At 48.3% G+C, this 14620-nt stretch carries 13 protein-coding genes and 1 tRNA gene; 10 read left to right on the top strand and 4 right to left on the bottom strand.

What is annotated here, in order from left to right:
• Positions 1–18 precede the first annotated feature (18 nt).
• Genes tsaB through J5I83_RS10615 form a run of 3 tightly spaced genes read left to right on the top strand, consistent with a single transcriptional unit; the run spans position 19 to position 1888 of the window.
• Complete coding sequence (gene tsaB / locus J5I83_RS10625; RefSeq protein WP_304055835.1) at positions 19–693, top strand: tRNA (adenosine(37)-N6)-threonylcarbamoyltransferase complex dimerization subunit type 1 TsaB; 675 nt, start codon at positions 19–21, stop codon at positions 691–693.
• Positions 690–1151 carry a ribosomal protein S18-alanine N-acetyltransferase gene (gene rimI / locus J5I83_RS10620; protein ID WP_304055831.1) on the top strand — a complete coding sequence of 154 codons (462 nt, stop codon included), beginning with the start codon at positions 690–692 and terminating at the stop codon, positions 1149–1151. Before tsaB ends, rimI begins: the two co-directional genes overlap by 4 nt.
• Entirely contained in the window at positions 1148–1888 is a 741-nt protein-coding gene (locus J5I83_RS10615) for a uracil-DNA glycosylase (protein ID WP_304055828.1), read from the top strand. The genes rimI and J5I83_RS10615 overlap by 4 nt, the downstream gene beginning before the upstream one ends.
• Before the next feature lie 41 nt (positions 1889–1929).
• On the opposite strand, the gene lplT is transcribed toward J5I83_RS10615, so the two are convergent.
• Together lplT and J5I83_RS10605 are read right to left on the bottom strand one after the other, a co-directional pair.
• Positions 1930–3204, bottom strand: coding sequence for a lysophospholipid transporter LplT (lplT, locus tag J5I83_RS10610; RefSeq protein ID WP_304055938.1), 1275 nt, complete (start codon positions 3202–3204; stop codon positions 1930–1932).
• A gap of 209 nt (positions 3205–3413) precedes the next feature.
• Positions 3414–3731: a septal ring lytic transglycosylase RlpA family protein gene (locus tag J5I83_RS10605; RefSeq protein ID WP_304055827.1), complete on the bottom strand. Its 318-nt coding sequence runs from the start codon at positions 3729–3731 to the stop codon at positions 3414–3416.
• Positions 3732–4322: 591 nt separating this feature from the next.
• On the opposite strand from J5I83_RS10605, the gene prfB reads away from it, so the two are divergent.
• From prfB to J5I83_RS10585, 4 genes are all read left to right on the top strand, one after another.
• Positions 4323–5433 (top strand): peptide chain release factor 2 gene (gene prfB, locus J5I83_RS10600; protein ID WP_304055825.1). Its coding sequence is split into 2 segments (ribosomal slippage): positions 4323–4403 and positions 4405–5433, totalling 1110 coding nucleotides; the frame shifts between segments, so codons are not numbered across the junction.
• 77 nt (positions 5434–5510) lie between these two features.
• Positions 5511–6464, top strand: coding sequence for a hypothetical protein (locus J5I83_RS10595; protein WP_304055823.1), 954 nt, complete (start codon positions 5511–5513; stop codon positions 6462–6464).
• Between the two features lie 25 nt (positions 6465–6489).
• The gene (locus tag J5I83_RS10590) at positions 6490–8169 is read left to right on the top strand and encodes a DEAD/DEAH box helicase (protein ID WP_304055820.1); all 1680 of its coding nucleotides are present in this window, start codon (positions 6490–6492) and stop codon (positions 8167–8169) included.
• Positions 8079–8456, top strand: coding sequence for a C-terminal helicase domain-containing protein (locus J5I83_RS10585; RefSeq protein WP_304055817.1), 378 nt, complete (start codon positions 8079–8081; stop codon positions 8454–8456). The genes J5I83_RS10590 and J5I83_RS10585 overlap by 91 nt, the downstream gene beginning before the upstream one ends.
• Positions 8457–8684: 228 nt before the next feature.
• On the opposite strand, the gene J5I83_RS10580 is transcribed toward J5I83_RS10585, so the two are convergent.
• Positions 8685–9326, bottom strand: coding sequence for an exopolysaccharide biosynthesis protein (locus J5I83_RS10580; protein ID WP_304055815.1), 642 nt, complete (start codon positions 9324–9326; stop codon positions 8685–8687).
• 322 nt (positions 9327–9648) lie between these two features.
• The gene (locus tag J5I83_RS10575; RefSeq protein ID WP_304055812.1) at positions 9649–12051 is read right to left on the bottom strand and encodes a Tex family protein; all 2403 of its coding nucleotides are present in this window, start codon (positions 12049–12051) and stop codon (positions 9649–9651) included.
• Positions 12052–12536: 485 nt separating this feature from the next.
• On the opposite strand from J5I83_RS10575, the gene J5I83_RS10570 reads away from it, so the two are divergent.
• The 3 genes from J5I83_RS10570 (at position 12537) to J5I83_RS10560 (ending at position 14034) form a co-directional block, all read left to right on the top strand.
• Entirely contained in the window at positions 12537–12905 is a 369-nt protein-coding gene (locus J5I83_RS10570; protein WP_304055810.1) for a hypothetical protein, read from the top strand.
• Between the two features lie 86 nt (positions 12906–12991).
• On the top strand, positions 12992–13861 hold the full coding sequence (locus J5I83_RS10565) for a PA4780 family RIO1-like protein kinase (RefSeq protein WP_304055809.1): 870 nt from the start codon (positions 12992–12994) through the stop codon (positions 13859–13861).
• A 96-nt stretch (positions 13862–13957) separates the two neighbouring features.
• Positions 13958–14034, top strand: a tRNA-Met gene (locus J5I83_RS10560).
• The last annotated feature ends 586 nt before the right edge of the window (positions 14035–14620 follow it).

The raw sequence follows: 14620 nt of genomic DNA, 5'->3' as shown, positions 1-14620 counted from the left end.
CTTCTGATTTGGATTCTGATGAAAATTCTTGCACTCGATACATCGACTGAATATTGCTCGCTTGCGTTATGGCAGGACGGGTCTGTGCTGAGCAGGGAAATTCTGGCTGGGCAAAAGCATACTGAATTACTACTGCCGCTGCTGCAGGAAATGCTGGCTGAATCTGGTCTGACTTTGGCCCAATTGGATGGTTTTGCTTTCGGAGCGGGTCCTGGGTCATTTACCGGTTTGCGCATTGCTTGCGGGATCGTGCAGGGACTGGCGCTTGCTACTGATCTGCCTGTTATCGGTATCAGTACGCTAGAAGCGATGGCACAAAGAATTGGCGCCAGTCACGTCATGACGGCGCTTGATGCGCGCATGGGTGAAATTTATTATGCTGCTTATATTCATACGGCGGATGGCTGGTCAAATGTACAAGCGCCCATCCTCTGTTTGCCCCAGCATATTCCGCCGCTGCCGGGTGATAACTGCTGGATTGGGTGTGGTAGCGGTTTTGATCAACATCATGAGATGTTAAGTACGCTCTATAGCGGCAGTTTGTGCCGAATTGATCGAGGATGTTATCCGCGTGCGCAGGAAATGGCGCAACTGGCTGCACCAAGGTTGATGAAAGGATTAGGTGTCTCTGCCGAAGAGGCTGCTCCTGTTTATATACGGAACAAGGTGGCTTTGAAGGAAAGCGAGCGATGAATGAGTGTTTGCAGCAAGCGTATCAGATCAGGGAAATGCAGCTGGATGATGTGCGCCGTGTCATTCAGATCGAGCGTGAAATTTTTCTTTTTCCCTGGACGGAGATGAATTTCTCCGACTCGATCAGAGCAGGCTATCACTGTCGCGTGCTGGAGCAAGATGATACGCTCATGGGTTACGGTATCATGATGATGGGGCTGGATGAAGCCCATATTCTGACGATTGGCATTTCAGCACAATGGCAGCATCAGGGCTGGGGTGGCAGGCTACTGCAGTATTTCATCAATCTTGCCAAACAGCAGCAAGCTGCATCAGTATTGCTGGATGTGCGTGAATCCAATATCGGTGCCGCCAACTTGTATCGGCGACTGGGTTTTAAACAAATCGCGATTCGTAAGGGGTATTATCCCGCCATGTGTGGGCGTGAGGATGCGTTGGTGATGAGATTAGAATTATGAGGCGGCAACGCCGTAAGGAAATATTACACGAACTTGGTTTGACCCCTATCTGGCGCCGCAGAGCAGATAACAAGCTGAAAGAGGGCGAATCGATGAGCATAAATACCGATGAATCGACCCCAGAGATGACTGCTCCAATATCAGCGGGTGACGATCGAGCGGCACGCATCGCAAGAATGAACTGGGGACAGCTGGAAGCTGCCGTTGCTTGTTGCACTGCATGTCCATTATGTCAGTCCAGAACGCGCACAGTATTTGGCGTGGGCGATAAGCGAGCCGACTGGTTGTTTATCGGGGAAGGGCCTGGGGCGAAAGAAGATGAATTAGGAGAGCCTTTTGTCGGTCAAGCGGGTAAATTGCTTGACAATATGCTGATGTCTATTCAATTGCGGCGCGGTGATGAGGTTTATATCACCAATATCGTAAAATGCCGCCCGCCTAATAACAGAAACCCTGAATCCAGTGAAGCTGAGCAATGTCATCCTTACCTCGCACGGCAAATCGTATTGATTAAGCCTAAACTGATTGTTGCGTTAGGAAAAGTTGCCGCTCAGAATTTACTGCATACCAATGAGAGTATCGCCAATTTGCGCGGCAAGTTACATTACTACTCAGATATACCTTTGATCGTTACTTATCATCCTGCTTATCTGTTACGTTCACTTTCCGATAAAGCCAAAGCATGGGAGGATTTATGCTTTGCCAAGGCAACTATGCAGTCATTGTTAACCCGCTGATTCTGGAGCATCTTGCAGGAAGGGTGGATTCATGATGTTTATCAGTGTATTTTGTGCATCCCAATCAGATGCAGCGAGTCCTGTTTACTCTGGTTAGACAGGTGCCATTTGCGGATGAGAACCATGGTCACCGCCACAAACAAACCAAATAGCGCGATTACAACATAAATATGCACATCCAGCATGACGAGGAGCGCGTACAGCAATATCATGGTGAGAATGCTGAGATTCTCATTGAAATTCTGTACTGCGATCGAATGACCGGCACCCATCAAAATATGTCCGCGATGCTGTAGCAGGGCGTTCATGGGTACCACAAAAAAACCTGCCAGACCACCGATCAAGATAAGCAGCACAATTGCAATCCATAAATCCCGCACAGTAATCATCATCATGACGACTAATCCCATGGCAATACCCAGAGGAATGACTTTCACTGAATCACGCAGCGAGACCAGTTTAGCCGCCAGGACTGCTCCCAGCGCAATGCCAAACGCTACTACACCTTGTAATTGCGCAGCTTCATTAAGTTGAAACCCAAGCGCGATATCAGCCCACTTCAAGACGATAAATTGCAAGGTGGCGCCTGCTCCCCAGAATAAAGTAGTGACAGCAAGCGAAATTTGCCCGAGCTTGTCGGCCCATAACAGCCTGACACAATGTGCGAATTCATGGATCAGGAATGATGGGTTCTTTTTCAGTATCCGATGATCTATCCCGGTATCGGGTATGAATAAGTTAAAAATAGCCGCAATGGCATAAAATGTTGCAACAAACAGAATAGCCACTTCTATATGCGTATCCAAGCCTGTATCGATGAAAGGAAAATCGAGCAATAGCAGGGCAGACGAAATAGCAGGGGTGATGATAAGTCCACCGAATACTGTGCCAAGTACGATAGAAGCAACTGTCAATCCTTCAATCCAGCCATTGGCAATTACTAATTTTTCCGGTGGCAGCAATTCAGTCAAGATACCGTATTTTGCAGGCGAATAGGCTGCTGCGCCTAGCCCGACAATGGCATAGGCAGAAAGTGCGAAATACTGATGCATGGTAAAGAACAACAGGATACAGCCAACAATTTTAATCGAGTTGCTGATAAACATGACGCGCCCCTTGGCCATGGAGTCAGCAAATGCACCAACGAATGGTGCTAGGATGACATAAAACAGCACAAATACGAATTTGAGCATCGGGGTAAGAAAAGCGGGGGCATGCAAATCAACTAATAGCGCGATCGCTACCACCAGTAATGCGTTATCAGCTAATGACGAAAAAAATTGTGCCGCCATTATCGTATAAAATCCGCGCCCCAAATGTTCCCCCTGATTCATCTCAAATTAAAATTTTTGCTGTAGTGCTTATCAGAAAATAGCAGGTTTATATCATAAAAAATGATTTGCTACTCATAAGCTGAATAATATCTACTCTGTACTTCATTTAGATGAAACTCAACCTTGCCATACTAGGGCGGCAGAATGTCTATACCAACGCGTTCATTTCCGTAGACTGGGTGGGCCAGGTGCTATGGATTGCTGGCCATGCTCTTGAGGTATTCCACTTTGACTTCAGTCAGTCCACGTAAACCAATCCTTTTGGCTGCGCCATGCGAGAGATCAATCAATCTGTTTTTCTTGAAGGGACCGCGATCGTTGACAATGACATCAACAGCACGGCCATTACGCAGGTTGGTAACTCTTACTTTGGTGGGTAAGGGGAGGGTTTTATGCGCGGCTGTCAACCCTTGAGGATAAAAACGTGTGCCCATCGCAGTGCGGTTGCCTGATTCTGCGCCATACCATGAAGCAATGCCCTTCTCGCTATAACCAACTGCGGAAGGCATCGGGTAGTATGTTTTACCTCGAACTTTGTAGGGCCTGTTGTATGGTGCATTTTGATGGGAACGGGATACTGATGGTGTGGGAGTTTTTACGGGAGCAGAGCAGCCACTGAATAAGATGGGGATCAGTAATACTAATATTCCGCTACAGTTTAAAAGGAGTAACTTACTGGATTTTTGCAATACCACAAACTTGGTTGCAAATAAGTTACAAACTGATTTTGCTTTAAAGAATTTGATTCTTGATCTTATCATCATCTTTATCAAATTGTGCCAGTTGTCAAATAGCGCCTTCATTCAGATTGAACGTAAAGAGATTAACTTTATGTCAGATTTTAAATATTGTTTCAAATTTTTAAAATGGTCAGAAGCGCGATACTGTGTAATAAGGAGCACTTACTATCATAACAATCGTTTCTCAATTGGCAAAATTTCATATGCATAATAGCGGTTCATATCTGGACATACGGCGCTTCATTACTCATTTGAAAGGCACATTGCAGTCGGAAATGATTTCACCTTGCAACCAGGCAATTTGGATCAAATAACGCTACAATAACCGGATTTATTTGATAAACATTCTTTGGATAGTATATGGATGCTGAACAACTTAATACCCTGACTCATCAGTTGGATGATCTTGATGACCGAGAAAAGGCATTACGGAGGTATCTTTGACTTTGATAGCAAGAAGTTACGTCTGACTGAAGTCACACGGCAGGCAGAAGATCCGTCTATCTGGAACGATGCCCAGCGCGTCCAGGAGTTGGGGCGTGAAAAAAAGACGCTAGAAAGTGTAGTGTTGGCACTCGAGACGATCGGGCGGCAATTGCAGGATGCCAATGAGCTGTTGCAGATTGCGAAAGAAGAAAATGATGAAGCAACCTTACAAAGCATCGTTTCCGACGTAATACAGATCGAGGAAACGGTAGCGGCTATGGAATTCCGCCGCATGTTTGCAAATCCGATGGACCCCAGTAATTGTTTTGTCAATATTCAATCAGGTTCGGGGGGAACTGAGGCACAGGATTGGGCATCCATGCTGGAGCGAATGTATTTGCGCTATTGCGAGCGCCGTGGTTTTGACGTGGAAGTGTTGGAAGAGTCTGCGGGCGATACCGCAGGCATTAAAAGTGCCACGCTCAAAGTAAGCGGTGAATATGCCTATGGTTATCTACGAACTGAAACAGGGGTGCATCGCCTCGTGCGTAAATCGCCGTTCGATTCGGGTAACCGCCGGCATACCTCTTTCGCCAGCGTGTTCGTTTACCCGGAAGTGGATGATAGTATCGACATCGATATCAATCCCGCCGATTTGCGTATTGATACTTTCCGCGCTTCCGGGGCAGGTGGTCAGCATATCAATAAGACCGATTCAGCGGTGCGGATTACGCACCTTCCTACCAATATCGTGGTGCAATGTCAAAGTGGTCGCTCGCAACATCGGAATAAAGCCGATGCCATGGCCATGCTGAAATCGCGTCTTTATGAGGCAGAACTGCGCAAGCGTAATGAAACCAAGCAAGCAGTAGAGGATGCCAAGACCGATATTGCCTGGGGTTATCAGATTCGTTCTTATGTACTGGACCAATCCCGTATCAAGGATTTACGGACCAATGTTGAAATCGGCAATACTCAAGCAGTACTCGATGGCGATCTGGATGAATTCATTGAGGCCAGTCTGAAGCAAGGAGTCGAGATTTGAGGCGCAACTCAGCTTTTCGCCCGAGCCAATAATTCGCAAGCGCTTGTTCGATTGCAGAGTGAGAGCCACTTCAAACCTTGCTGAATCAGACGCATCAGCAGGCAGTCCTAGCGCAGGATATAGCTGATCTGGAAGACTATGGTTTACTCGATTATTCCCTTTTGCCTGATCTTGCTGCTTCCCTGTTAAGCGTATTGCCTGCGAGGCCTGCTTTCTTTCAGCAGGGCGATTTTCGTGTCACGTACGAAAAAGTGATGAAGCGGGTCATCAAACAAGTCCGCCTTGCGCTTAAAACGGCAGCATCATCGGATGATAGCCGCTCAATAATCACTACCCCAGCAGATAAACCGCATGTTGTGCTTGATAGTACCTATCAGCCTGTCGTTGCCGGATTAGCGGTGCAGGTGCGCTGGATGGACTGGGTATCTGCGCTGCAGCAGCTTGCCGAGGCTGATTTGCCCGATCTCCAGCCGGAAGTTGCGGCTTTATATCATGTCCGTATGGCGAGCCTGCATTTATTGGCACAAGGTGCGGTCTTGCCGCAAGTATTCCGAGCGGGCAAATTGGAAACAGCAGAAATAGGCTTGCGTTGGTTACCTGCGATGCTGGATGAGATTGTCAAAGACTTGATCAATCGACTGGCAGCACTTTTGCCAACCGGATTGCTGGCTTATCGCAGCGGCAAAAAAGAAACCCGTCTCTCCGGCGAAGTACAAGCCATTGCATTATGCAGCTTATTTCTCAGTGAGTTTACTCATGTTTGGGGAGAGGTTCACAACGAGAAAGCGTATGGCAACAAACTGCTTGATCTCTTTTTTGGTCGTAGTCATGCCCGCTTCGATGGGCCAGGCGAGGGCGAAGTAGCTTCTGGTGTGCAGTTGTGGTTATCGCGCTTTCATATTGGCCAGCAAGCTTATGTGCCGGTATTGCAGTTTGAAGATAACGGTGCAGGGTTCAGCTTATCGCTGGGTGTAGTCGCGCGCGACCACCCCTTGCAAGAACCCGTACCACTTGCCTCTTTGCTGACATAACGCCTGGCAGACAAATCGCTATGGTGTGTTGCAAACGGTATCATTGCTCGCAGAATTTTTTCCTGCCTTCAACCCCTATATCAGTGCGGGCGCTACTGCTCCGATTACGCTGAGCACTGAAGCGCTCCCTGCCTTTCTGTTCGATACGTTGCCGATTATCCGGTTACTTGGGATACGCGCATTGCTTCCCAAGGCGCTCGACCATATCCTGCGGCCCCGGTTATCGATGAAGCTATCCGGTAAGAATACCGGCAGTACTGGCTTTCTCAATGCGAATGATATTTTTGGTTTTGACTGGACGGTGGCGATTGGCCCCACTCAACTTACTCGGGCTGAGTTTGAGGAATTGGTCAAAGATGCCCATGGCATCGTGTGCTTCAAGGGCGAATATGTCTATCTCGAGCCTGCCGACATTAAACGGTTACGCCTGCAACTGGAAAAACCGCCCCCCATCACCCCGGCTGAACTGCTGCGCATCGCATTGAGCGAGGAATATTCCGGCACACCCGTCACCCTCGACCCAACTGCACGGGATATTATTTGCAAGCTCACTGAAATCGGCAGTGTACCGCTGCCCCGCGCACTCAATGCAACCTTGCGACCGTATCAGGAACGCGGCTATGCCTGGCTGTATCGCAATATTCTGGCCGGATTTGGCAGCGTCATTGCCGATGACATGGGATTGGGCAAGATGCTACAGGTGATTGTCACTTTGCTGAAGCTCAAGGAGGAAGGCAGCCTGAATGAGGCAAGAGAGCTGGTGATTGTGCCCACCAGTTTGCTTACCAACTGGAGCAAAGAGATTGCACGTTTTGCACCGACTATGAGGGTAGCTATTTTTCACGGTGCGGAGCGTGTGCTGGCATATGAAGGCGCGGATGTGCTGCTGACCACCTACGGCATGGTACGTACTGATCTGGCCAAGCTTAAGAAACTCCCCTGGCGCATCGTCATTGCTGATGAAGCTCAGAACATCAAAAATGCTGCTGCGGCACAAACCAAGGCTGTTAAATCCATCCCTGCGTCTGCTTTCGTTGCCTTGACGGGCACACCAGTTGAAAACCGGCTAACCGAATACTGGAGCATCATGGATTTTGCCAATCGCGGCTTTCTGGGTAATCTCACTCATTTCACCAAAGAGTTTGCCGTACCGATACAAAATCACCATGATCAACACGTGGCGCAGCGTTTCAAGCGCATCACCAGTCTATTCTTGCTGCGGCGACTTAAATCAGACAAAAACATTATCAGCGACCTGCCGGACAAGATCGAGCAGAATCAATACTGTGAGTTAACGAAGAAACAGGCAGCCTTGTATGAATCCGTCGTGCGGGAAGCCTTGCAAGTCATCAACGGCGAATCGGATACTTTCAAGCGCGAAGGATTGATTTTGCAAATGATCCTGGCTTTGAAGCAAATCTGTAATCATCCGCTGCAGTATCTCAAGCAGGGAGATAACGACGCAAACTTGTCCGGCAAAGCGGAACGGTTTCTCGACCTGCTTGAACCCATTCTGGCGGCCCATGAAAAAGTACTGGTATTACACAATTTCGTGAAGCAGGAGATTTACTGGCGGCATGGATCAGAGCACGGTTCGGACGCGAGCCTCAATTCTTGCACGGCGGTATCGCACGGAAATCACGCGATACCATGGTGGAGCGCTTTCAAAATGACCGCACCGAACGCATCTTTCTGCTGTCATTAAAGGCGGGTGGTACCGGCCTTAACCTGACAGCGGCTAATAATGTCATTCATTTCGATTTGTGGTGGAATCCTGCAGTCGAGGCACAAGCAACCGACCGGGCCTACCGGATTGGTCAGCAACATAATGTACAGGTACACCGCCTGATCACCCGTGCCACGTTCGAGGAACGCATCAACGATATGATTCAATCCAAACGCAATCTAGCTGAGCTAACTGTCGAAGTCGGAGAAAAATGGATCGGCCATCTGAGCAATGCAGAACTCAAAGATGTGTTTAGTTTGAGGTAAAAAATTATTTTGTTTTTTGAACCTGAGAGGGTTTGATAAGATGGCAGCTAAATTGGTCAATTAGTGGGAACATTCCCTGAAACAGAATATCCCTGTCGTGCCGATTCTTGTGGAGGGCGGCGAAATGCCGCTAGTCGAAAAGCTATCTGATGATTGGGTGCAATCTCAATAATCTTATGAATATTTTGCGGGAATTCCCTAGATCTATCTCCCATTGTTCCTAAGCAATCACTGGCCAATCAAACTGCGAATGCTCTCACCGGTAAGTAGTACGCCTACGGCGAGTGCGCTGAAGTAGATGATCGTAGCGACGTTCATCAAGTAACCCATGACGATGAAGAGTCCGTCGCGCTCCAACATTCCAACTGCGAGGAAGAGAATTGCTATTGCCGGTAGCGTATTCGAGAACGGGACAAGGCCGAGTGGGAAGATGAGCAGGATACCGCCGAAGGTCAGGGCTGCGCCGTTGAAAAAATTGATGGCGGCGCTGCCAGACAATACGAGCCAGCGTGGCCTGATCAAGTGCTCGATGCGTTCAATGATGCTGGCGCCACGCCGGAAGACATCTTTCAGGTAGTCAGTCGATAGTGGCCGATCAAGAATCTGGCGGGGCAGCAACGGCAATCGATTGAAAGTCACGCCCGCGCCGATGAGGATAATCGTCAGGCCGAACACGGTGCTGACGCCAGGAATGGAAACGGGCAGGAGGAAAGGCAGGCTAAGGAAGATGCAGAGCAGGAGCAATCCCTGTTCGCCAATCAGTTCAAGCAAATCCCGCAACATAACTGATTCACCTGGCAGCGAATCCGCCACGCTTACCAGCGTAGCTGAAAGCTTTCGGCTCGGATCATGTGTTTCGACTTGAGTCATGGAGGGGAGTATTTGTGCCAGTATGGCTTTTTAGATCTCAATAATCCGTCAGCGATAGATTTCTGGGTATCGATGAATTAAGGCTACGCCTCCAAAATGACATAGATATTACGTCAAAAATGAGATCCCTTACAGTAATACTCATGCTCTCCTCTTTGTTTTATGGAATTGAATCAATTCAGTCTGCATCATAACAAACTTTGTTAGATCGACAAATAAGTATGATGAATTGATCCATGAGAAACAAGCCAGTGTGAACGGTAAAGTCTTTACTGGAGCGATCTATCCTCTCATTAATAAAACATAGCATCAGAAATTTCTCCTACTTCTTTTCCTTGGCACGTGCCAGTGCCAGTGCAAATGTGCTGACTGGTTCAGGTTTACGGGAGGTCTTTTGTTGCGAGTCACGCGATTGCCGTTTGCGCGTTTCCTGGAATCGGGTATTGCGCGTATCAGCGTCAGCGGAGGAAGTGTCCGTCTTATCGTCCAGGCGCATGGTCAGGCTGATACGCTGCCTGGCTGCATCGACTTCCAGCACTTTGATCTTGACAATTTGGCCAGGTTTGACAACTTGATGGGGATCCTTGACGAATTTGTTTGCCAGGGCTGAGACGTGTACGAGGCCATCCTGATGCACACCGATATCGACGAAGGCGCCAAAGGCGGCCACGTTGGTGACGACACCTTCGAGGACCATGCCGGGTTGCAGGTCTGCAAGTGTTTCGATGCCTTCCTGAAAGACGGCTGTTTTGAATTCCGGCCGTGGATCGCGTCCGGGTTTTTCCAATTCTGTGAGGATATCCTGAACGGTCGGCAGGCCAAAGGTATCATCGGTAAATTCGTTGGGGGAGAGACCTTTCAATATTTCCGGCCGGCCCATGACGTGTTCGATGCCTTTTTTCAAACGTGTGAGAATGCGTTCGACCACAGGATAGGCTTCCGGGTGAACGGCTGATCGATCCAGTGGATTATCACCATCGCTGATGCGTAAAAAGCCTGCTGCTTGTTCAAAGGTTTTTTCGCCGACGCGTGGCACTTTGCGGATCGTTTGTCGATTCAGGAAGGGGCCATGGTTGTCGCGATATTCCACAATGTTTTGTGCCAGTACGCGGTTTAAACCGGAAACCTGCGCCAGCAAGGGCGCCGATGCGGTGTTGACATCGACACCGACTGCATTGACACAGTCCTCCACGGTGGCATCGAGCGAGCGCGCCAAGATACGCTGGTTGACATCGTGTTGATATTGGCCGACACCAATCGATTTCGGTTCGATTTTGACGAGTTCAGCCAGCGGGTCCTGCAAACGCCTGGCAATGGACACGGCGCCGCGCAGACTCACATCTAGATCGGGAAATTCGGCTGCAGCAAAGGCTGAAGCGGAATAGACCGAAGCACCGGCTTCGCTCACGACGATTTTGGCAACTTTAAGTTCCGGCTTTTGTTCTGCTATCAGCTTGATGACCTCAGCAGCTAATTTATCCGTTTCACGGCTGGCGGTGCCATTACCGATCGAAATCAATTCAACATTATGCCGGATCACTATTTGTGCGAGGATTGCGAGTGATTCTTGCCAGTCGTTGCGTGGTTGATGCGGGTAGATGGTACCGGTTTCCAACAGTTTTCCGGTTGCATCGACGACCGCTACTTTGCAGCCGGTACGGTAACCCGGATCGAGGCCGAGCACCGCCTTGGGACCGGCTGGGGCGGCGAGCAGTAATTCACGCAGGTTGCGGCTGAAAATTTTGATTGCCTCTGCTTCGGCTGCTTCGCGCAATTGCAACAGCAGTTCCGTGCTCAAATGCAGGTGTGTCTTGACGCGCCAGGTCCATTGGCAAACATCCAGAAGCCATTTGTCTGCGCTGCGTCCCAGATTTTTAATGTCGAAATGAGCGGCGATCATAGCCACGCAAGGGTGTGGCACGATGGCTTCTGACGCCTCGTCCAAACCGAGGTCAATTTTGAGTACTCCTAGGGCGCGTCCTCGGAACAGTGCTAGCGCGCGATGCGAAGGGATCGAGCGAATGGGCTCTGAATAAGCGTAGTAATCGCGAAATTTTTCTTCTTCTGCCGTCTCCTTGCCGGCGATGACAGTGGAAGTCAGGATTCCTTCATGCCAAAGCTTGGTTCGGAGAGCGGCGAGTAAGTCAGCTGTTTCGGCAAAATGTTCAGCCAGAATGTCGCGTGCGCCTTCGAGTGCAGTTTTGACATCGGGTACGTTGATTGCTTCCACGCCCTCAGCGGCTGGCTGCACTTTGATATATTTGGCAGCTTCCTGCTCAGGAATCAGAGTGGGATTGTGTAGTAGCGCATCAGCCAAAGGCTCCAGTCCTGCCTCGCGTGCAATCTGCGCTCGGGTGCGGCGTTTTGGCTTGTAGGGGAGATAAATATCTTCCAGAAGCTGCTTCGTTGCTGCTTGTTCGATTGCCTGGCGCAATTCGTCTGTTAGCTTGCCTTGTTCCTCGATCGAAGCCAGGATTGTCTGGCGGCGTTCTTCCAGTTCGCGCAGATACTGCAGACGCTCTTCAATAGAGCGTAGTTGTGTGTCATCCAGGTTTTGGGTAGCTTCCTTGCGATAACGCGCGATGAAGGGCACAGTTGCGCCACTATCGAGCAGGTTGACTGCTGCTGCTATTTGCGAAGATGCAACGTTAAGTTCTGTTGCAATGAGCTGGATAATTTTCTGTTGTGTTGCGTCTGGAATCAATGGTGTTGTTAAAGAAGTCATATATTCTGCGTGTGGTATTTCCTGATAACAGGGCGTAATCAATGATCCTCTGCCCGATCCGGTCCTCTAGGTGCTTTTTTATCAGGTCAAGGAGAAAGCTTTAGCTATTTAGAACTGGAATCTGATTGATAAAAGTTCATTAGGATAGGCTTTATACCATTTCAGCAGGTGCTTTTCCACTAGGAATGAAATGGATTTTCAAGTAGCAAAGGCCATGAATTGTGAATAATGATGCAAACATGCGCTCTCCGCAATTAACCAATGCTGTAGAGCATAACCGATTAACAGACGGTTGAAAGGCTGTCTGCGTTACTGTTGCAATATTAAAAATGGATGCGCATTCATCATACATAACACCGCTTTTTCGCCTGTTTTACCTTGCATTAACTGTTTCAGATAGATTTTTCAACCTCCTGCCAAAGCTTAATAATTGTGTCATCAAGCTGATTTAGCATTCACAAACAACTGTTTGGGGCAGTTGTTTTATGTCAGTAAAAGTAGTAGCTGTGACAAATTGCCGTGCGGCAATTTGTCACATTCCAAGACTGTTTTTTTCTCTCTACAATGCAATTTATGTGGTTGATTATTACGGGAACATCGTAATGATTGCAATCACCATCAAGGAGGCAGATATGTTTTTTAAATTCACCGGAAGTAGTTTGTATCAAATGCTGCTAAATAAGCTTGACAACTCTACCAGAATTAGAAAGCAAGCGACATCTCATAGAGATGCGAGCAAAAGGGTTGCTGTAGATAAACAAATGCCGCTCCAAGATGCGGTATGGCATCGAAGCAAATCGGCAAGGTATCTGCAAAATCAATCAATGCTGAAAAGTGAGGTAACCGCTACCTGATTTCTCACCGTTGAATAGAGAGCATTCATTTATGTGAAAGGAGTATGGAAAGCAGGTGACGTTTTGACGTGCTGACATAAAAACTTATGAAAATCCCCAAAAGAATTGAACCGCTGGTTGAGGAAGGTCTTGTTGATTCGGTTATTGGTCAACTGATGAATGGCAAGGAGGCAATGGTATATGTGGTACGTTGTGGAAGCGATATTCGTTGCGCCAAAGTATACAAGGAAACTAGTAAGCGTAATTTTCGCCACAATGTGAGTTATACAGAAGGAAGGCAGATTAGAGGTAGCCGAGGGGCGCGAGCCATTCGAAGAAGAAGTTACTTTGGCCGTCTGGCGCAGAAAGAAGCATGGCAAAGCACAGAAGTGGATACGATGTCACGTCTGGCTACAGTAGGTGTGCGGACGCCAAAGTGTTATAACTTCTTTGAAGGCGTATTGTTAATGGAACTAATTACTGACAGCAATGGCCATGTTGCGCCCAGATTGAATGATGTAATATTGACTGCTGATCTGGCGAGAACATACCATAATTTTTTAATTAGGCAAATTGTCCGTATGCTTTGTTATGGCGTCATTCACGGCGATTTATCCGAATATAATGTCTTAATTGGTGCGCATGGCCTAGTCATGATCGATTTTCCTCAGGCAATTTTTGCTGCAAGTAATAACAGTGCAGCGAGAATGCTTAAACGAGATGTTGATAATGTGACTGCTTATTTAAGTCGTTTTGCTCCGGAACTTGCTCGTACTGATTATGGTTCTGAGATTTGGTCGCTTTATCAACGTGGAAAATTGCATTTAGAGGTTAATTTGACAGGAAACGTTGAAGAGAAGATCAAACCGGCCAATGTGGATAGTGTTTTGAGCACCATCAATGCTGTGTTAAGAAAGGAACTGGCTTGGCAACGTTACAAGCAGGAACGCTGGACAGGGCGTCAATTGCAATATTAGCACGCGGAATTAGCTTTCTGGTTAAGCGATCAGCTACGGTTTCTAGGATTATAATTTGACGCTATGATCATTAATCGCTATTATAGGCGGTTCTGGCGCGGGGTGGAGCAGTCTGGCAGCTCGTCGGGCTCATAACCCGAAGGTCGTAGGTTCAAATCCTGCCCCCGCAACCACCGTTATCTTACTCAAGGCGGCTAGTCCGCCTTGATTTATTTCTGCCCACAGCTCTCCATCTTTTGGCTGTAATTCAATTTCTCCCACGATAGCTTTGATTGCTTCACGTGCTGAGATTACATCTTGGATATGTTCCAGTTTTTGCACGAGGCTTCGATAGATTTCTCTGGCACGCGGGAGTATTTGCGTAGGTTGCCAGGCTTGAATTTCTTTGAGCTTTTGTTGTGCAGATGCTAGCTTGGCTTCGGCATACTCCAGAGCCTGTTTAGTGCTAGGGGTAATGATGCCCTGGCGGATAGCCTGCATGATGTTATCGATTTCAGCTTGAGCTTTGGCGATTTCCTGTTTTGCCTGGCGTGGGTCTGGGTGTTGATCTTTAAGTATTCCCCTGACCTCTTCTTCAAATAGCCGGTAAGCTTTCTCTGAGAGCAGTTCTGATTTGATGCCAGCAAGCAGCTTGGTTTCCAGTATGGTCCTGGCTACTTTGATGCGATTCGAGCAGGCGGCATCGCCCCGGTCTTTGTTGGTGGCGCAGCCGTAGCGGTAGCGGTCAACGATGACATAGGCGCCTTCGCATTGCCCGCA

Source organism: Nitrosomonas communis (assembly GCF_024102715.1).
GTDB classification, from domain to species: Bacteria; Pseudomonadota; Gammaproteobacteria; order Burkholderiales; family Nitrosomonadaceae; genus Nitrosomonas; species Nitrosomonas communis_B.
The sequence above is the reverse complement of the archived record's forward strand: the minus strand, read 5'-3'. Positions and strand labels throughout refer to the sequence as shown.

Coding starts and splice junctions, on each gene's coding strand:
- J5I83_RS10580 (WP_304055815.1), bottom strand. CDS start 9,326: ATGACTCAAGTCGAAACACATGATCCGAGCCGAAAGCTTTCAGCTACG.
- J5I83_RS10565 (WP_304055809.1), top strand. CDS start 12,992: ATGAAAATCCCCAAAAGAATTGAACCGCTGGTTGAGGAAGGTCTTGTT.
- rimI (WP_304055831.1), top strand. CDS start 690: ATGAATGAGTGTTTGCAGCAAGCGTATCAGATCAGGGAAATGCAGCTG.
- J5I83_RS10575 (WP_304055812.1), bottom strand. CDS start 12,051: ATGACTTCTTTAACAACACCATTGATTCCAGACGCAACACAACAGAAA.
- J5I83_RS10570 (WP_304055810.1), top strand. CDS start 12,537: ATGTCAGTAAAAGTAGTAGCTGTGACAAATTGCCGTGCGGCAATTTGT.
- J5I83_RS10605 (WP_304055827.1), bottom strand. CDS start 3,731: ATGCCTTCCGCAGTTGGTTATAGCGAGAAGGGCATTGCTTCATGGTAT.
- tsaB (WP_304055835.1), top strand. CDS start 19: ATGAAAATTCTTGCACTCGATACATCGACTGAATATTGCTCGCTTGCG.
- J5I83_RS10615 (WP_304055828.1), top strand. CDS start 1,148: ATGAGGCGGCAACGCCGTAAGGAAATATTACACGAACTTGGTTTGACC.